This window comes from Rhizobium sp. CFBP 13726 (assembly GCF_014841925.1).
In the GTDB taxonomy this organism is placed as follows: domain Bacteria; phylum Pseudomonadota; class Alphaproteobacteria; order Rhizobiales; family Rhizobiaceae; genus Neorhizobium; species Neorhizobium soli.
This window is the reverse complement of sequence record NZ_JACYUU010000008.1, coordinates 19,657-37,243: the sequence shown is the minus strand read 5'-3', so window position 1 is coordinate 37,243 and position 17,587 is coordinate 19,657. Positions and strand designations below refer to the sequence as shown.

At 61.9% G+C, this 17,587-nt stretch carries 13 protein-coding genes and 1 pseudogene; 1 reads left to right on the top strand and 13 read right to left on the bottom strand.

The features are described 5' to 3' along the window. Nucleotides 1-8: 8 nt before the first annotated feature. From IFT66_RS22730 to IFT66_RS22720, 3 genes are all read right to left on the bottom strand, one after another. Complete coding sequence (locus IFT66_RS22730; RefSeq protein WP_199864925.1) at nucleotides 9-1,574, bottom strand: GMC family oxidoreductase; 1,566 nt, start codon at nucleotides 1,572-1,574, stop codon at nucleotides 9-11. 358 nt (nucleotides 1,575-1,932) lie between these two features. Further along, nucleotides 1,933-3,018, bottom strand: a complete 1,086-nt coding sequence (locus tag IFT66_RS22725; RefSeq protein WP_192079061.1) for an ATP-binding protein — start codon at nucleotides 3,016-3,018, stop codon at nucleotides 1,933-1,935. Between the two features lie 49 nt (nucleotides 3,019-3,067). After that, entirely contained in the window at nucleotides 3,068-3,766 is a 699-nt protein-coding gene (locus tag IFT66_RS22720; RefSeq protein WP_062578313.1) for a response regulator transcription factor, read from the bottom strand. 95 nt (nucleotides 3,767-3,861) lie between these two features. On the opposite strand from IFT66_RS22720, the gene IFT66_RS22715 reads away from it, so the two are divergent. Further along, the gene (locus IFT66_RS22715; protein WP_192079060.1) at nucleotides 3,862-4,617 is read left to right on the top strand and encodes a phosphatase PAP2 family protein; all 756 of its coding nucleotides are present in this window, start codon (nucleotides 3,862-3,864) and stop codon (nucleotides 4,615-4,617) included. A 240-nt stretch (nucleotides 4,618-4,857) separates the two neighbouring features. On the opposite strand, the gene cysG is transcribed toward IFT66_RS22715, so the two are convergent. From cysG to IFT66_RS22665, 10 genes and pseudogenes are all read right to left on the bottom strand, one after another. Next, nucleotides 4,858-6,333 (bottom strand): siroheme synthase CysG, encoded by a 1,476-nt coding sequence (gene cysG, locus IFT66_RS22710; protein ID WP_192079059.1) that lies wholly within the window; start codon nucleotides 6,331-6,333, stop codon nucleotides 4,858-4,860. Next, a pseudogene (locus IFT66_RS22705) lies at nucleotides 6,305-8,867 on the bottom strand (nitrate reductase); the annotation flags it as partial. The gene cysG and the pseudogene IFT66_RS22705, both read right to left, overlap by 29 nt. Nucleotides 8,868-8,924: 57 nt before the next feature. Next, the gene (gene cynS / locus IFT66_RS22700; protein ID WP_244473977.1) at nucleotides 8,925-9,407 is read right to left on the bottom strand and encodes a cyanase; all 483 of its coding nucleotides are present in this window, start codon (nucleotides 9,405-9,407) and stop codon (nucleotides 8,925-8,927) included. Then, nucleotides 9,404-9,739 (bottom strand): nitrite reductase small subunit NirD, encoded by a 336-nt coding sequence (gene nirD, locus IFT66_RS22695; protein ID WP_062463257.1) that lies wholly within the window; start codon nucleotides 9,737-9,739, stop codon nucleotides 9,404-9,406. Before nirD ends, cynS begins: the two co-directional genes overlap by 4 nt. A gap of 4 nt (nucleotides 9,740-9,743) precedes the next feature. Continuing rightward, on the bottom strand, nucleotides 9,744-12,191 hold the full coding sequence (nirB, locus tag IFT66_RS22690; RefSeq protein WP_192079057.1) for a nitrite reductase large subunit NirB: 2,448 nt from the start codon (nucleotides 12,189-12,191) through the stop codon (nucleotides 9,744-9,746). A 5-nt stretch (nucleotides 12,192-12,196) separates the two neighbouring features. Then, nucleotides 12,197-12,994, bottom strand: a complete 798-nt coding sequence (locus IFT66_RS22685) for an ABC transporter ATP-binding protein (protein WP_192079056.1) — start codon at nucleotides 12,992-12,994, stop codon at nucleotides 12,197-12,199. Nucleotides 12,995-13,004: 10 nt separating this feature from the next. Further along, nucleotides 13,005-13,910, bottom strand: coding sequence for a nitrate ABC transporter permease (gene ntrB, locus IFT66_RS22680; RefSeq protein WP_192079055.1), 906 nt, complete (start codon nucleotides 13,908-13,910; stop codon nucleotides 13,005-13,007). Between the two features lie 74 nt (nucleotides 13,911-13,984). After that, nucleotides 13,985-15,283, bottom strand: a complete 1,299-nt coding sequence (locus tag IFT66_RS22675) for a CmpA/NrtA family ABC transporter substrate-binding protein (protein WP_192079054.1) — start codon at nucleotides 15,281-15,283, stop codon at nucleotides 13,985-13,987. 347 nt (nucleotides 15,284-15,630) lie between these two features. After that, a complete protein-coding gene (locus IFT66_RS22670) occupies nucleotides 15,631-16,908 on the bottom strand; it encodes a CmpA/NrtA family ABC transporter substrate-binding protein (protein WP_342344816.1) in 1,278 nt (425 codons plus the stop codon). Nucleotides 16,909-16,933: 25 nt separating this feature from the next. Then, entirely contained in the window at nucleotides 16,934-17,533 is a 600-nt protein-coding gene (locus IFT66_RS22665; protein WP_092663353.1) for an ANTAR domain-containing response regulator, read from the bottom strand. Between the last annotated feature and the right edge of the window lie 54 nt (nucleotides 17,534-17,587).

Sequence of the window (17,587 nt, the reverse complement as noted above, 5' to 3'; positions counted from 1 at the left end):
CCGGCCGGTCAGGCGAGGATGCGCGCGGCGATCCGCTCGGCGACCATGATGGTGGTGACGTTGGTCGGAACCGACGGGATGTCTGGCAGGATGGAGGCGTCGACGACGCGGAGGTTCTCGGTGCCGCGCACGCGCCCGAAGGCATCGACAACGGCAGTCTCGTCGGTGTCTGTCCCCATCGGAACCGTCGAGGTCGGATGCTGGTAAGCCGCGATGTTGGCGATGATGTTGGCGCGCAGGTCCGCGTCGCTTTGCACGGCATCGCCGGGCGCCATCTCGTGATCGACCATGCCCGCGAAAGGAGCGGTTCTGCCGATCTCGCGGGACAGCCTGACCGCTTCCACCATCCTGTCGAGATCGCTCGGGTCGTCGAAGAAGTTATAGTGGATGCGCGGCGCGACGCGCGGATCGCGCGAGGCCAGGCGGAAGCTGCCGACAGACTTTGGCAGCGTTACTGCAGCCGCGAGAACGATCGCGCCGCCCGTCGGGCTCGCCTTCGGGTCGATGAAGTGGGTCGCGGAGACCTGGAGGTCGAGATCGCCGCCGGTCGCTGCCGATGAGCCCGTCCAGACAAGCGCACCGGCTGCGGGGCTCATGGCCCTGTCGGAGGCCTTCAGTGCGTAGACGTTGTAGAAGAACGGGTGGTCCTGGAGACGCGCGCCGACCGGCAAGTCCACCAGAACAGGGATCTTGAGCGCGCTGAGATCGCCGGCAGGGCCGATGCCGGAGCGCAGCAGCATGGCCGGGCTTCCGAACGCCCCGCCCGACAGGATGATCTCGCCGCCGGTCAAAACCTCTCCCGTCACCAGCCGGACGCCGGAGGCCCGATTGCCGCTGAAGACAACGTGATCCACTTCTGTCTCGCCGCGGATGGTGAGGTTCGGGCGGGCGCGAACCTCCTCGGTGAGATAGACGATGCCGGTATTCATCCTCCTCTCGTCGACGACGTTGAGCGGATTGGCCCCTGCCCCGTCCGCAGCCGCGCTGTTAAAATCCGAAACGTCAGCCAGACCCAAGGCCCACGCGGCGTGAACGAAGCCGCGCGAGGACGCGGTCAGTTCCTCGAGGGTTCGCTGCCGGACCGGAAAGGGGCCGGATCGACCATGCAGGGTATCGTCGCCGGTCGGGGTGTTTTCCAAAGCCTTGTAAGCGGCCGACACATCGTTCCAGGACCAGCCTTCGATCCCGCGCGCCGCCCAGCGTGCGAAGTCGGACGGCCGTGCCCGCATGGCGACCGTGCCATTGACGGCGGAACTGCCACCGACCACCCTGCCCCGCGGCAATGGAATGTCATGGCCGAGCTTTGTCGTGTCGTCGCTGTGATAGTGCCAATCGAAATCCGGAGTCCCCACAGTGCCGGCATCGGTCAGGCTCTGCGGATAGGCGCTCGGCGCGAAATCAGGCCCCGCTTCCAGCAACAGTATGGTGCGATGAGGATCGGCGCTGAGGCGCGTCGCAAGCACCGCTCCGGCGGACCCGCCTCCCACGATGATCACGTCGACCGGTGGCGCTTCGGCATGGGCGTGCGCCAGGCCGATCAGGACAGCGCCCGTTGCTTTGCCGCTTCCAGCCATGAAACGTCTCCTCGTCATTGCCACTTGCGTGAAATTTGTCCCTGATGGAGCGCTATGAGCGCTTCAGACGACGCTCCACTCCTATTTCAGGGAAGTAGCGAATACGGGATTGTGCGAACAGCGGGCCCATCCCGGAAGCTGCGTTCAACAGGATGGACGACGCACACCGACGACGTGACGACACCACGAAGCTAGGCCCGCTGAATGAACTGAGCGATGCAGTGCTTGACGACCGGACATGAGGCGCAAGGTGGAGGCATTTCCGCTGCCGGTCAGAAGCGGTAGATTTTTACCCGGTGCGACAGGCAGGCTCTGTTCGCATCCATTTCGGTTGGAGGGTCCTCAGGATCGCTTAGGTCTACGCGACCTCAAATGTAACCTTGGCGTATGCGCCGCCGTCAGGATTGTTTCCGACCTCCAAGCGGGCATTGTGGCCTTCCGCAATCGCTTTGACGACCGTCAGACCAAGCCCTGAACCGCTCGTGCCACGACCGCTGAGCCTCTCGCTTCTCCAGAACATGTCGAAAGAGGAGTGCTGCGCATAGTCTGGTAGTCCTGGACCCTTGTCCTGGACAGAAATGAACGACCGCCCCGTGTCATCCACCCCGGTATGAACATCGATCGGCCCGAAATCGCCCGCGTATCGCCGTGCGTTTTCCAGAAGAGCGAGGATAGCCTGGCGGAAACGGTCCGGATCGATCATTGCCGGTGCGGGCGCAAGGTAGGTTCGGAAATTGACATCACCGCCTGCGGAGATCTGGAACAGGGTCACCGTCTCCGAAGCATGCAAGGCCAGGTCGGTCGCCGTGGTCGCGGACACAAAGTCGATCGTGCCCGCCAGTGAGAGCGTGTTCAGCTGGTCCACCAGCCGCGACATGCCCCGTGTCTGCGCCAAGAGCGCACGCAACTGGTCTTCGCTGGCGGGAATGACGCCGTCAGTCATGCCTTGCAGATTGCCCTGCAGCACCGTCAGTGGTGTGCGCAGTTCGTGGGCCACCGCGCGCGTGTTGAATTTCAGGCGGGTCTCCAATGCAAGCAACTCGCTCGCCATGCGATTGATGGTGATCGCAAGCGTTTCGACTTCCTTGGTTGCGCCCGGTTCGACCGTGACCTGAAAATCGCCCTGCCGGATCTTTTCGGCTGCGGCCGTCAGGCGGGTGAGCGGCGCGACGAGCCGGTAGGCCAGGACGACGCCAATGCCGCTGGTAAACACGATCAGCAGAAATCCGAAACCTAAAACACCCTCGACAGGGGACGCCTCGGTCGCCTCTTCCAGTGTCGGATAGAGCGGCGCGAGTGCCGCGAGATCGCTCGGTGCGGGGATCTCGCCATTGTTGATGCTGACCCAGGCACGTTTCGCATCGGGGGGCAGCGCGTCCAGTGCCGATAATTCGGCATGATCGATATACCAGTCGGTCAGGATATAGAGGAGCGCGATGGTCATCAGTTGAATGACGGAAACCAGAGCCGCCGTCAGTGTTGATAGAGCCGGTCTAGACACCTGTCGACCTCGCGAAACGATAGCCTATCCCGCGCACGGCAACGATAAAGCCGTCCAGGCCGCAACTCGCCAGCTTTCGCCTCAGGTTGGCGATATGCGTATCGACGGTTCGATCGAGCGCATCGCTTTCGGGCATGCACGCATCCAGCAAGGATGCTCTTTCGAAGGTCTTGAACGGCGACCGGACGAAACAGACGAGAAGGCGAAACTCCGTTGCGGTCAGCGGCAGTTCGACCCGGCCTTTGTCCGTCGATGCAATCGCGATGTGGGACTCCAGCTGAACCTCGACCCCGTCGTGCCGGACAACCTCATGAGCGCCAACGCCTCTGGTGCGCTTGAGGACAGCGCCCACCCGCGCCACGACTTCCTGCGGGTTGAACGGTTTGGTGACATAGTCATCGGCGCCGAGCTTCAGGCCGAGCAACTTGTCGGTACTGTCATCCATCGCCGACAGGAAGATGACAGGCACGCTGGAATTTGCCCGGACCCTCGCCAGAAGATCGAAGCCATCGATGTCAGGCAGGCCGATATCGAGCAGGATCAGGTCGGGCTGCAATCTCTGGACATGGGTGAGAGCCGTTAGGCCTGTCGAAGCCTTTACCGTCCTGTAGCCGGCTCTTGCGAGATATTTTTCAATAAGGGAAGCAATCTCTTGGTCGTCCTCGACGACCAGCACGAGCGATGAGATCATCGTCAAACTCTCTGACTTTGACATGCTCTTCTCCGGTTCTCGGTCAAATCTTGATAATCCGGCGAGAGAACGTGGTCCTCACAGAGGAACCACCCATGGACGTAACTGATCTCAACCACGCTCAGAAAGCAAATCCGAAGACCGTTGAAGACGAAGCACACCGTTTGCTTCCAGAGGCGCTTATGCTTCTGGGTTTTGTATCGCTGATCTTTGCGACTGTGCCGGAAATCGACCTGATCGTCAGTCGTTATTTCTGGGATCCCATCGCGGGCTTCGCTTTCGAGGAATACAGTTTCCTCATTGCGTTTCGTGACCTCAACAGGCTTCTGCCTTGGGTCGTGATCGGGTTTGCAATCGTGCTTTTGCTTGCAAGTCCTTTCCTCAGGAACCCGAAATACTCAGCCGCACCGCATAAGTTGTTATTCGTGCTGACGTTCTTTGCAGCAGGTCCGGGGCTGGGCGTTCAAGTCATCAAGATACTGGTCGGGAGGGCGCGTCCAAGAGCACTCGACGAATTCGGCGGCAGTGCGATCTTTACCCCTCCGTGGCAGCTCACCGACCAATGCGTCAGGAATTGTTCCTTTATCTCGGGAGAGGCCGCAAGCGCCTTTGCGCTGCTCACACTTGTCGTGTTCGTCACGCCCAGACACCGGACAACTTATCTCGCAGCGGTCGGCATTGTCGCGGCAGCCTTCTCATTCAACCGAGTGATGTTCGGAGGCCACTTCCTCTCGGACGTGGTGATTGCCTGGAATGTGATGTTCGTTCTGGCCGTGCTCCTCTGGCAATCGTTTTCTCAAAACGCGCCTCAGATCGACGCACTATTTAAGAGAGATCCGTGCCGAACGTAAGTCTTCGTCGAGATCGCATCAGAGCGCGGAGCTAGGTCAAGCCAAATCCGATCGTGCGTCAGTTTTCACACACTGCGTTGGTTGCAAAGACGAACGACACCGGCCGGCGTCACGGCAGGCCATCGAAGTTACTGCCACGTGGCGCACGGAAGTAGAATGTAGCAACTTTTGCAAGTCTCGGCGCATTCAGGGCCTATCCTTTGTTTGCCGCTCCCTCCCAGCGACGTCGCTCAGCATCGCTCAAACGCTTCCAACCCGATGCTCCTGCCCTTCCTGGTCGAAACTTTGACCGTGTTCTCCGGCGACCGCGCCGAACACATCTCCGACCCCGATCAGCACAGGCTCCTCGACGCCGATCGTGCGCATGGCATCGCCAAGGCTTGCGAGCGGACCAGCCCAGCGATGTTCGTGCGTGCGGCTGACGGAGGAGACAACGACAACGGGCGTGTCAGCTGTCATCCCGTTGTCCATCAAGCGCTGCTCGATCTGGCCTGCCATGCGTCCGCCCATGTAGAATACCGAGGTCTGGTCGGGTTTGGCGAGCGAGGCCCAGTCGACGGTCTGGGGCAGTTCATGATCCCGCGAATGGGCCGTGACGAAGCGGACCTGCTGGGCGTGGTCGCGGTTGGTGAGCGATGTCTTCAGCGACGCAGCCATGGCCGACGCTGCGGTGATGCCCGGCACCACGTCTACCGCAATGCCCTCGCTTTGCAGCCGGGCGATTTCTTCGCCAGCCCGCCCGAAGATCATCGGGTCACCGGATTTAAGCCGGACAACGCGTTTGCCGTCCTTTGCGAACCGCACCATCATGTCGTTGATGTCATCCTGGCGACAGCTCTCCCGTCCGCCTCTCTTGCCGACGAGGAACCGCTTTGCCTCACGCCTCGCCAGTTCCAGCACCTCCGGCGAGACAAGATCATCGAACAGGATGACATCGGCGGCCTGCAGCGCCCGCATGGCCTTGAGCGTGAGCAGTTCGGCATCTCCCGGCCCCGCACCGACCAGGGTCACCGATCCCAAACTCGGAACCGAGGCGATCTGCTCGGCGGTGGCGAGCAACCGGTCCGCGGTATCTTGCGCTGGTGGCTCGTTGGTCGAGAGGCTTCGGGCAACGAAACGCTCCCAGAAAAGGCGTCTTGCCGGACCCGGCGAAAGCCGGCGGTTGACCGCCTCCCGCACCGACTGCGCAAGGCCTGCCCATTGCTTCAGCGCCGGCGGCAACAGTGTTTCGATCCGCTGGCGGATCGCCTGGGCCAGAATCGGTGCCGCCCCGTCCGTCGAGATCGACACGATCACCGGAGACCGGTTGACGATCGAGCCGAACTGGAACTGGCAATAGGCAGGCTTGTCGATCACATTGACGGGGATGCCGGCCGCGCGCGCCGCGCAGGAGAAGGCCTGCGCCTCGGCTTCGGTCTCGCAGTCGGCGAGCGCCAGCGACGCCCCGGCGAAGATACCGCAATGCCAGGGATGGTCATGATGCGTCAGCCCGGTCCGCGCGACCAACGCCTTCATCGTGTCGCCAAGCTCAGCGGTTTCGCAGTAGAGCTCCACCTCAGCGCCGCAGGCCTGCAGAAGCTCTGCCTTCCAGGCGGCGCCATCCGATCCGCCCGCCATGACCGCCCGCTTGCCCGAAAGGTTCCAGAAGACCGGCAGCTTGGCGAGTGCTGCGATGCGTTCGTTTCCGTCACTCTGCTGCAAGGGTTTGCGTCGCATCCAGGATCCTCCTGATTTCGGGGCGGCAGGAGCCGCAATTGGTTCCGGCATTCAAGACTAGGCCGACGGCTTCCACAGAACGGCAACCGCGATGGGCGGCGGCACTAATCTCATTGATACCGACCGAAAAACAAGAGCAGACGATCGCGCCCTTGTCCGGTCGCCCCGCTGCCGGACGGCCGGCTATGAGCATGGAACGGGTGCGGCTGTCTACATGCCGCTCCTTCAGCTGCTCGACCGCCCATTGCCGCGATACGCTGACCGGTTCAGATGACACGAACAAGGCTGCGAGCAGATGCTCTCCGCCAAAGGCGAGCAGGCGGTGATCCCCGGCCTGCCGGTCGAGGTAACCGGAGAAGTCCTGGCGCTCGTCGAGCCGCAAGCTGCGCCGCAACCAGTCCTCCCAGCCATCGGCGGGCGGATCGCCTGCAAATTCCAGTCGGTAACCGCCTTCGGTTCTCGCGATCGCCCAATAGGCAAACGGGAGGTCGAGCGGACGCTTCGCCGTCACCAGGAAGCCATGCGCTTGCGCCTCGTGGCGGGAAACGGAAACGCGCGCCATCTTCAAGGCAGGCTGGCCGGACACCGGATCGACGCGGCGTGGAACCAGCGTATCGACGCGGGCACCCGGCGCCGTCTCGCCGGTCCAGTGCATGGGAACGAAGACCGACCCCCGCATCTGCCGTTCAGTCAACAGGGCGCGCACGATGATCGACCTGCCGTTTTCGCCTTCGACATGCACGAGGTCGGCATCGCCGATACCGACGTTCGCCGCGTCCGCCGGATGGATCTCGCAGAAGGGCTCCGCGATATGGGCGGAGAGCCGGGTGCTCTTTCCCGTGCGCGTCATCGTATGCCAGTGATCGCGGATCCGGCCCGTATTGAGGGTGAAGGGAAAACAGGCACCCGTCTTTTCCAGCGCAGGCGTCACGACCGGTACGAGACGAGCCCTTCGATCGGCAGTGAAGAAACCACCATCGGCAAAGAAACGGGCAAGCGTTGAACCGTCACAACGCGACGGCCACTGGAATGGCTGGAGCTCCTCATAAGCGCTGTGGCTGATTGCGGCATGGGCGCCGATGTCGAAATCGCGCTCGCCCTCGTTCTCGAAGGCGGATAGGGCCGCGTGCTCGGCGAAGATCTCGCCCGGAGCGCCGTAATCGAAAGCCGGGCCGAACCCCATACGCTTAGCCACCTCAGCCATCTGCCACCAGTCGGCGCGGGCCTCGCCCGGCTCAGATAGGAACGGTCTCTGCCGGGAGATCCGACGCTCCGAATTCGTCACCGTGCCGGATTTTTCGCCCCATCCGGTGGCCGGAAGCAAAACATGGGCGAGACGCGCGGTGTCGGTATCCTTCTGGATGTCCGAGACCACCACGAAGGGACAGGCTTGCAGGGCCGCCTTGACCGCATCGGCATCCGGCATGGAGACAACCGGATTGGTCGACATGATCCAGATCGCCTTGATCCGCCCGTCCGCCACCGCCTCGAACATGTCGACAGCCTTCAGGCCGGGTCTGTCGGCGATGGTGGGTGACTTCCAGAAGCGCTGCACCCGATCCCTGTGAACCGGGTTCTCGATCGCCATGTGGGCCGCCAGCATGTTGGCGAGACCGCCGACTTCGCGCCCGCCCATGGCGTTGGGCTGGCCGGTCAGCGACAGCGGTCCCATTCCAGGCCGGCCGATCCGGCCGGTTGCGAGATGGCAGTTGATGATGGCATTGACCTTGTCCGTGCCGACGGCAGACTGGTTGACGCCCTGGCTGTAGCAGGTGACGACCTTCTCGGTTTGTCCGAAGAGACGGTAGAACTGACGGATGAGCATGCCGGACACGCCCGTCGCCTCCGAAAGGTCAGAGACAGAGCCAGATGCCGCTGCCATCAACGCTTCGGGGAACCCGGATGTGTGCCTTGACACGTAGTTTTCGTCCACCGCTCCGGTCTCGGACAGATAGGTGAGCAGGCCGTTGAACAGGGCTATGTCGCCATCGGCGGCCACGGCCAGATGCAGATCGGCGATGTCGCTGGTCGCGGTTTTGCGCGGGTCGATCACCACCACCTTCATGGAAGGCCGGGCAGCCTTGGCCGCCGCCAGACGCTGGTAAAGGACAGGATGGCACCAGGCCATGTTGGAGCCGACCAGGACCACGAGATCCGCCAGCTCCAAGTCCTCATAGCAGGCCGGGACGGTATCGGCGCCGAAGGCGCGGCGATGACCGGCAACGGACGAGGCCATGCACAGGCGTGAGTTGGTGTCTATGTTGGCGGAGCCGATAAACCCCTTCATCAGCTTGTTGGCGACATAATAATCTTCGGTCAACATCTGCCCGGAAACATAGAAGGCAACGGAATCTGGGCCGTGATCGGCGATGGCCCGCTGGAAGTTTGCGGCAACGAGATCGAGCGCTTCGTCCCAGCCGGCTCTTTCGCCATGAACTCGAGGGTAAAGTGCGCGACCGTCCATATCCAGCGTTTCGGCCAGCGCCGAGCCTTTCGAACAAAGCCTTCCGTAATTGGCGGGATGGTCAGGATCGNCACCGCAATAGGGGCAGCTCGTCTTGGTTACACCGGACATGGTGGCTTCCCGCATCTCACCAACTATTGTAACCGAGATATTTTCCGCTCATGCGGATCTCAATGCGGTCGCCCTTCGGATTGGCAACCTTCTCCACCACCATGTCAAAATCGATGGCGCTCATGATGCCGTTCCCGCATTTCTCCTGGATGAGTTCTTTCAGGGTCTCGCCGTAAACTCCAACGATCTCGTAGAGCCGGTAGATGCAGGGATCGGTAGGGATATCGCGACCCCAGACCTTGGTCGGGAACTCCGCCAGGACGACAGCACATTCCTGGGGCAGACCGAGATCGCGCACCAGAAGATCGGCCTTCACGCGTGGCAGCGCATTCATTCCAAGGCAGGCCGAGGTAACAAATACCTCGCTCATGCCGATCCCTTCGGCAATCGAGGCCCAGCTCAGGCCGGCCTGCCGCTTCTTCTCGTAGATCATCTCGGTCACGTCTGATTTTGACAGCATCATTGCCTCCTTGGGAATATGCAGGATGGGGGTGTTCACTCGGCCGCTTCCAGCCGCCTCTCTAGGAGGATGGACAATTCGCCGTCCGTGTTGCGCAGCGGCAGTGTCGCGACGGAGCCTTCGTCGGCGCCGAGTGCGCGGCCGCTCTCAAGCGAGATCACCCAGTTGTGCAAGGGGCAGGTCACGGCCTTGCCATGGACGATGCCCTGGGAGAGCGGACCGCCCTTGTGCGGGCAACGGTCCTCGATTGCAAAGACCTCGTTTTCGGCCGTGCGAAACACGGCAACCTTGCCCTGCGGCGTCTTTACGCAACGCGCCCCGCGCAGCGGAATGTCGTCGATTCGACCGATCGTCATCCAGTTGCTGTTCATCGCCTCACTCCGCTGCCTGGTTGTAGCTGATGGTCGCCATGGGCTTGAACTCGTGCTTGTCCTTGCCCGAGACACGCTCCGACCAGGGGTCGACCTGGGCGAATGTCTGGGAGAACACGAAACGGTCGTAATAGGCACGGCGTTTTTCGGGATCGCCCATGATCTGGCGGCGGATCTCGTCATGGCCAATGCGTTTGGCCCATTTGTAGATGCGCTCAAGGTAACGGCCCTGCTCGCGATACATCTGGGTGAGCGCCACGATATGCTCCAGCGCCTCATCCTCGGTTTTCACCAGACCCAAAACATCCGTGCCCTTGATGTCGAGACCGGCGGCACCGGCGAAATGGATCTCGAAACCGCTGTCGACGCAGATCACTCCGATATCCTTGCAGGTGGCTTCGGCGCAGTTGCGCGGACAGCCGGAGACGGCAAGTTTCAGTTTGGCTGGTGTCCACGAGCCCCACATGAACTTCTCGACGCGGATGCCGAACCCGGTCGAATCCTGCGTGCCGAAGCGGCACCAGTCGGAACCGACGCAGGTTTTTACCGTGCGCAAGCCTTTGGCATAGGCCTGACCCGAGATGAATCCGGCCTTGCCGAGGTCGGCCCAGACGGCCGGCAGATCTTCCTTCTCGATGCCGAGCAAATCGATGCGCTGGCCGCCGGTCACCTTCACCATCGGTATTTCGAACTTGTCGACGACATCGGCGATGGCGCGAAGTTCCGCCGCATTGGTGACGCCGCCCCACATGCGCGGCACGACCGAATAGGTGCCATCCTTCTGGATGTTGGCATGCACACGCTCGTTGATATAGCGCGACTGGTAGTCGTCGGCATATTCGTCCGGCCAGTCGCAGACGAGGTAGTAGTTGAGCGCAGGGCGGCATTTGGCGCAGCCGCAGGAGGTCCTCCACTCCAGTTCCTGCATCACGGCCGGAATGGTCTTCAGGGTCTTCGCCTTGATCAGGCGGCGGACGTCGTCGTGGCCAAGCTCGGTGCAGGTGCACATCGGCGTGACGGCGGCCGGGTTGTAAGCATCGCCCAGCGTCAGCGCCATCAGCTGCTCGACGAGGCCGGTGCAGGAACCGCAGGATGCGGATGCCTTTGTATGGGCGCGGACGTCATCCAGCGAGATCAGACCCTTGCCGGTGATGGTCGTGGTGATCTTGCCCTTGCAGACGCCGTTGCAGCCGCAGATTTCCGCATCATCCGGCAAGGCTGCAACGGCCGCCATAGGGTCCAGCGGAGACCCTCCCTGGTAGGACTGGCCGAATATCAGGGTGTCGCGCATTTGCGAGATATCCGTCCCGCGTTTCATCAGGTCGAAGAACCAAGAGCCATCCGCCGTCTCGCCGTAGAGTACCGCGCCGATGATGCCATTGTCCTTCAGCACCAGCCGCTTGTAGATACCGGCGGACGCATCGCGCAGCACGATTTCCTCGCGGTCGGGCGCTTCGGCAAAATCGCCTGCCGAAAACAGGTTGATGCCGGTGACCTTGAGCTTCGTGTTGACGACGGAGCCATGATATTCGCTGGTCCCGCCGATGAGGCGATCAGCGAGAACCCGGGCTGCTTCATAAAGGGGCGCAACGAGCCCGTAGCAGATCCCGCGGTGTTCGGCGCATTCGCCAAGCGAAAAGACATTGGGGTCAGAGGTCATCATGCCGTCGTCGACGACGATGCCGCGGTTGACAGCGATGCCGGCATCCTTGGCAAGGCTCGAGGCCGGGCGGATGCCGACGGCCATGATCACCATATCGCCGGTGATGACGCGGCCGTCATCCAGCTCGATACCCTCGACCTTGTCGGTGCCAAGGATCCGCTTGGTATTGGCCTTGGTGATGATGTCGATGCCGCGTTCGGTCAGCGCCTTTTCGAGCAGATAGGCGGCCGGCGGATCGAGCTGACGGTCCATGATGGTCGGGTTGAGGTGAATGACGGTCACCTCCATGCCCTGCCGCTTCAGCCCGTAAGCAGCCTCCAAGCCCAGCAGCCCGGCGCCGATGACGATGGCGCGGCCCTTGGCGCCCGCAATCTCGACCATCTTCTCGACATCGGCGAGATCGCGGTAGGCGAGAACGCCGGGCAATTGGTGACCCGGAACCGGGATGATGAACGGGAGAGAACCGGTGGCGATGACAAGCTTGTCATAGGCTGCGGTAATGCCGTTGGCCGAGGTGACCGTCTTCGCCTGGCGGTCGATCTCAGTGACCCTTGCACCCTTGTGCAGGGTCACGCCATGGGTGGCGTACCAGTGGTCATTGTGGATGACGATGTCGTCGTAGCACTTTTCGCCGGACAGAACCGGCGAGAGCATGATGCGGTCATAGTTGACGCGGGGTTCGGCGTTGAAAATGGTCACGTCGAAACGACCGGGGGCCTTTTCGAAGAGCTCTTCCAGCATGCGACCGGGCGCCATGCCGTTGCCGATGATAACGATCTTTTCCGTCATGTCGGTTACTCCGCAGCTTCGACGAAGCGGTGACGTTCGTAGAGGAACTTCAGCACAGCTCCGCGGGACTTGAGGTAGGTTCGGTCGGCCGCGAGCGCGATGCGGTCGCGCACCCGCGGGATGGGCACGTCAAGCACTTCACCGATGCGGGCGGCCGGGCCGTTGGTCATCATGACGATGCGGTCGGAGAGCAGCACGGCCTCGTCGACGTCATGGGTGATCATGATCATCGTGTTGCCAAGGCGGGAATGGATCTCCATCACCGCATCCTGCAGATGGGCGCGGGTAAGCGCATCGAGCGCGCCGAAAGGTTCGTCGAGCAGGAGGATCTTCGGTTCCATGGCGAGCGCCCGGGCAATGCCGACGCGCTGCTTCATACCGCCGGAAATTTCGGAAGGGCGCTTCTCCTTGGCATGCCCCATCTGGACGAGGTCCAGGTTGCGCATCACCCAGTCATGCTTTTCGGCCCGCGTCTTCCTGCCGGCGAAAACCTTGGAGACCGCAAGATTGACGTTTTCATAGACGGTCAGCCAGGGCAGCAGCGAATGGTTCTGGAAAACGACGGCGCGTTCCGGGCCCGGCGCATTGACCTCTACGTTTTCGAGCAGGACGGCACCGGCGGAAACCCGCGTCAAGCCGGCGATCAGGTTCAGCAGGGTCGACTTGCCACAACCGGAATGGCCGATGATGGAGACGAACTCGCCCTTGTCGATGGTGAGCGAGATGTCCTTCAGCACCTCTGTTTTTGTGCCGGCGCGTTCGAAGTTCTTGTCGACGTGATCGATTTTCAGGTAGGCGCTCATGGCCGTCTCCTCAATTCCTGGCGGTGCCGCGGGTGACGATCGAGCCGAGCAGGCCCACCAGCTTGTCGAGGACGAAGCCGGTCACGCCGATATAGGCGAGCGCCACGATGATATCGGTGAGGCGCGAGGAATTCCACGCATCCCAGATGAAGAAGCCGATGCCGACGCCGCCGGTCAGCATTTCCGCGGCAACGATGGCAAGCCACGACAAGCCGATGCCGATGCGAAGGCCGGTGAAGATGTAAGGGGCTGCCGCCGGCACCATGATGCGGATGAAGAACTCGAGCTGATTGAGGCGCAGCACCCGGGCGATGTTGCGATAGTCATCCGGAATGTTGCGCACGCCGACGGCGGTGTTGATGATGACAGGCCAGATCGAGGTGATGAAGATCACGAAGATCGCCGATGGATTGGAATTCTGGAAGGCGGCGAGCGAGAGCGGCAGCCAGGCAAGCGGTGGCACCGTCCGCAGGATCTGGAAGATCGGGTCGAGACCCCGCATGGCCCAGACCGACTGCCCGACAAGGGCGCCGAGGAAGACGCCGACCACCGCTGCAAGCCCGAAGCCGATCGCGACACGCTGAAGCGAGATCAGCACGCGCCAGGCAAGACCTATGTCCTGCGGCCCGAAATCGAAGAACGGATGGGCGATCAGGTCATAGCTGTCGATCCAGACCTGCGATGGCGGTGGCAAAGTAGCGCCAGCACCGGAGCAGGCGATCTGCCAGATGGCGAGGAGCGCGATCAGCACCACCAGCGGCGGCAGTACGTTGCGACAGACGGCAGTGGCGGCATGCCGGATGTTGAGCTTGCGGGCTGGGGGCTGGACCATCATGACAACGGTCGCGCTTTTCTCCGACGCCGCCGGCGTTTCTGGCGTTGTCGCCTGGTCTGACTTGCGGGCTGTTGCAGTCATGGTGATCCCTTCAAGTGATGTTCGTTCTGGACAAGACAGGCCCCTCATCCGCTGCCGCGTGAGGGGCCGCTGCTTCAGGCACTTGCCTTGATCGTCAGGCTCTCGAGATAGGCCTTCGGGTTTTCCGGATCGAAGACCTTGCCGTCGAAGAAGGTCTCTTTTCCACGCGAGCTCGACGCCGGAACGTCGGCGGCAGCGATGCCCAGATCGGCTGCTGCCGCGCGCCAGATGTCTTCGCGGTTGACCTTGTCGACCAGCGCCTTGATGTCGGTGTCGGGTGCGAACTTGCCCCAGCGGACGTTCTCGGTGAGGAACCAGGCGTCGTGGCTCTTGAACGGATAGGAGGCATGGTCCTTCCAGAACTTCATCTCCAGCCCGGTGTTCTCAACAAGGCGCCCGTTGCCGTAGTTGATGGTGCCCTTGAGGCGTCCGGCGACATCCTTCGGCGGCACGTTGAACCACTGGCGCTTGCCAAGAATGGCGGCCATCTCTTCCTTGTTGTCCATGCTGTCGGCCCACATCTGGGCTTCCATGACGGCCATCATCAGCGCACGCGCGGCATTCGGGTTCTTCTCGATCCAGTCGGAGCGAAGCCCGAGCGCCTTTTCCGGATGACCTTTCCACATCTCGCCGGTGGTGCAGGCAGTGAAGCCGATACCCTGGTTGACGAGCTGCTCGTTCCAAGGCTCGCCGACGCAGAAGGCGTCCATGTTGCCGACCTTCATGTTCGCCACCATCTGCGGCGGCGGCACCACGATCGTCGACACGTCCTTGTCCGGATCGATGCCGCCGGCGGCAAGCCAGTAGCGGATCCAGAGATCATGGGTGCCGCCGGGAAATGTCATGGCGACCTTGATCTCGCTGCCGGCAGCCTTCTTGGCGGCAAACGCCTCCCGCAGCTTGGAAGCATCGAGCTGGACCCCGGTCCCGGCATATTCCTTGGCAACCGAAATGCCTTGGCTGTCGAGGTTGAGGCGGGCAACGATCGACATTGGCACCGGTACGTTGTTCTGGGTCACCTTGCCGGTGGACATGAGATAGGGCAACGGGGTGAGGATATGCGCACCGTCGATGCCGTTGGCGGCACCGCTGAGCACGAGATTGTCGCGCGTCGCGCCCCAGGATGCCTGTTTGAGCACTTCCACATCCGGCAGGCCATGCTTGGCAAACAGGCCCTTTTCCTGTGCAATGATCAGCGGCGCGGCGTCGGTCAGCGCGATGTAGCCGATCTTGAGGCCGCTGACTTCCGGACCTGCCGAGGCGGCGAAGGCGCCGGACGGAAATGCGGCGCGCACAGCACTTGCCAGAGCAACGGCAGAACTGATCTTCAGGATCTGCCGGCGGTTGATGTTCATTCCTGTAGTCTTCGTCATAGCGTTGTGCCCCTCTGGTGTGACGGAGATCCGGAAACAAAAAAACGCCGCGTGCCCGTCTGCCGGGTCCGGGCGATAAGCGCCGGACGGCAAGGGAGCATGCGACGTCGGTGTCGGATGGGTATTTGCGCCTGATCGGGCGCTCATCTGTCCTGCGATCGCCATTGGCCGCGGACAATTAGATACAAGCAAACATCGTGCCAGCTCGAAATCCAGCCATCAACGAGAACTATTAGCTCGCATTTTCCGGCAGTTGCCGAATGCGCGACCAATCGCGGCGAAAACGGCGCTGCACGTTATGAAGCCTGACTTTCGATGCAGATGCCTCAGCTTTGCGCACCGCGCGATTACGCTTCGGTCACGTCGTCGCCTGATGACGTCGAGCGAACCGCAAAACGCTCCGCATAGGCCTGCACATCACGAGGGTCGAAAATCTCCCCGTCCATGAAGCCATCATATCCCGATGCACTTCGTTCGCCCGGCTCATCCGGGGTGGCCGCGTTTGCACCCAGCGCCATCTCGTAGAGGTCGGGCCGGAAGGCGCTCGTGACCCGTGCCATGCCTTCTTCGCTGAAATCAGCCTGCCCCCAGCGGATCATCTGGCTGTAGATCCAGCTTGCCTGGTCCGGCCGCGGATAGTTTGCCGCCTTGCCGTGGTAGAGAAAGTAGTCGGGAACGACCCGCGTCGTGCCCTGCGCATCCAGACTGAATTCGCCGCTGAGGACACTGCGGATAATGCTCGTCGGCGCCGCGATATAATCGGGGGCGCTGAGGATCTCTGCGAGTTCGTTGTGATTCTGGGCGTCGTCGCACCACCGCGCTGCCCTGTCGAGCGCAACGATGAGGCGCGACACCGTATCGGCATTGGTCTCAGCCCATTCCGGCCGCATGCCCAACACTTTCTCCGGCGCCAGAGGCCATATGTCCTGCTTGGCCGCGACGATCCTGCCAGTCCCGCGTTCAGAGGCGATCATGTTCCAGGGCGCACCGACGCAAAATCCATCGATCGCGCCTGCCGAAAGCGCATCGGATGTCAGCGGCGGCGGCACTACGACCAGCTTGACGTCGCGGTCCGGATTGATGCCGCCAGCTGCCAGCCAGTAGCGGAACTCGTAATTGTGCGAGGAAAACGGATAGGTCATGCCAAGCGTCGGCATGGCTTCGCCGCGGGCGCGCATGTCGGCGAGTAGAGCCGCGAGAGCCTTCGCATTGGCAAGCGCGCCCGCATCATCAGCAAGCCCCGTCAACGACTTCATCCGCTCGAAGATCCGCGCCGACAGCGTGATGGCATTGCCGCCGCGGCCAAGCGAAAAGGGTGTGATCGTCGGCGAAGGATTGGATCCCAGCCCCAGCATGGAGGCGACCGGCATCGGCGACAGCATATGGGCAATGTCGAACTGACGAAACGCCAGCCGGTCCCGCAGATTGGCCCAGGTGACATCCCGTACCAGTTCTAGACGCAGTCCCTCTTTCTCCGCAAAGCCGAGCTCGGCTGCAACGATCAGGATCGCGGCATCCATCAAAGGGATGTATCCCGCGCGCAGAAGCCTCTGCTCCTTGCCGCGGACACGTGACGGCGCTTTGACGGCGCTGTCGCCAGATTGCGTGGAAACACGATCACTCACCAGCATTCTCCAATCGATGCCGCGCTCAAAGCAGCATTCCTGCAGCCGTGACGACGCTTTGCGCGATGTCTGCCAGCTTCTTCTTCTCGTTCATCGCCGTCTGGCGTAAGAGCGCGTATGCCTGTTCTTCGCTCATCCCCCGCATCTTCATCAAAATGCCCTTGGCCCTCTCGATGACCTTGCGCTCTTCAAGCGCACTGCGTGCCTCGGCGAGTTCGCGCTGCAACCGGCTGAAGGCATTGAAGCGGCTCACCGCCATATCGAGGATCGGCTTGATCCTCTCCTTCTTCAGCCCGTCGACCACATAGGCGGAAACCCCGGCATCAACAGCAGCCTCGATCGCCGCCGTATCGGATCTGTCCACGAACATGGCAATTGGCCGCGAAATCATGCGGGTGAGCTGGAACATGTGCTCCATCATGTCACGATTTGGATTTTCGATATCAATGATGATGACATCCGGATCCATCGTCTCGATCAGCCGCGCCACGCCCTGCATCTCATGGATGACCCTGACATTCAGGTGCCCCGCCTCGTTCAAACCCTCTTCGATGATCGAACCCCGGATGGCGTTCTCGTCGATGACCAGGATCGTCAGGTCCGTGGTGATTTTTGATCTGCTCATGCCGGGGCAACAGAGCAATGGCATGCGAGATGCAAGCGGCCCACGCTTGACGCA

Bases quoted from the DNA above. Each gene is read 5' to 3' on its own strand.
- ntrB (WP_192079055.1), bottom strand. From the start codon at position 13,910: ATGACTGCAACAGCCCGCAAGTCAGACCAGGCGACAACGCCAGAAACG.
- cysG (WP_192079059.1), bottom strand. From the start codon at position 6,333: ATGCGACGCAAACCCTTGCAGCAGAGTGACGGAAACGAACGCATCGCA.
- IFT66_RS22665 (WP_092663353.1), bottom strand. From the start codon at position 17,533: ATGAGCAGATCAAAAATCACCACGGACCTGACGATCCTGGTCATCGAC.
- IFT66_RS22720 (WP_062578313.1), bottom strand. From the start codon at position 3,766: ATGATCTCATCGCTCGTGCTGGTCGTCGAGGACGACCAAGAGATTGCT.
- nirB (WP_192079057.1), bottom strand. From the start codon at position 12,191: ATGACGGAAAAGATCGTTATCATCGGCAACGGCATGGCGCCCGGTCGC.
- IFT66_RS22685 (WP_192079056.1), bottom strand. From the start codon at position 12,994: ATGAGCGCCTACCTGAAAATCGATCACGTCGACAAGAACTTCGAACGC.
- IFT66_RS22715 (WP_192079060.1), top strand. From the start codon at position 3,862: ATGGACGTAACTGATCTCAACCACGCTCAGAAAGCAAATCCGAAGACC.
- IFT66_RS22675 (WP_192079054.1), bottom strand. From the start codon at position 15,283: ATGACGAAGACTACAGGAATGAACATCAACCGCCGGCAGATCCTGAAG.
- IFT66_RS22725 (WP_192079061.1), bottom strand. From the start codon at position 3,018: ATGACCATCGCGCTCCTCTATATCCTGACCGACTGGTATATCGATCAT.
- IFT66_RS22730 (WP_199864925.1), bottom strand. From the start codon at position 1,574: ATGGCTGGAAGCGGCAAAGCAACGGGCGCTGTCCTGATCGGCCTGGCG.
- nirD (WP_062463257.1), bottom strand. From the start codon at position 9,739: ATGAACAGCAACTGGATGACGATCGGTCGAATCGACGACATTCCGCTG.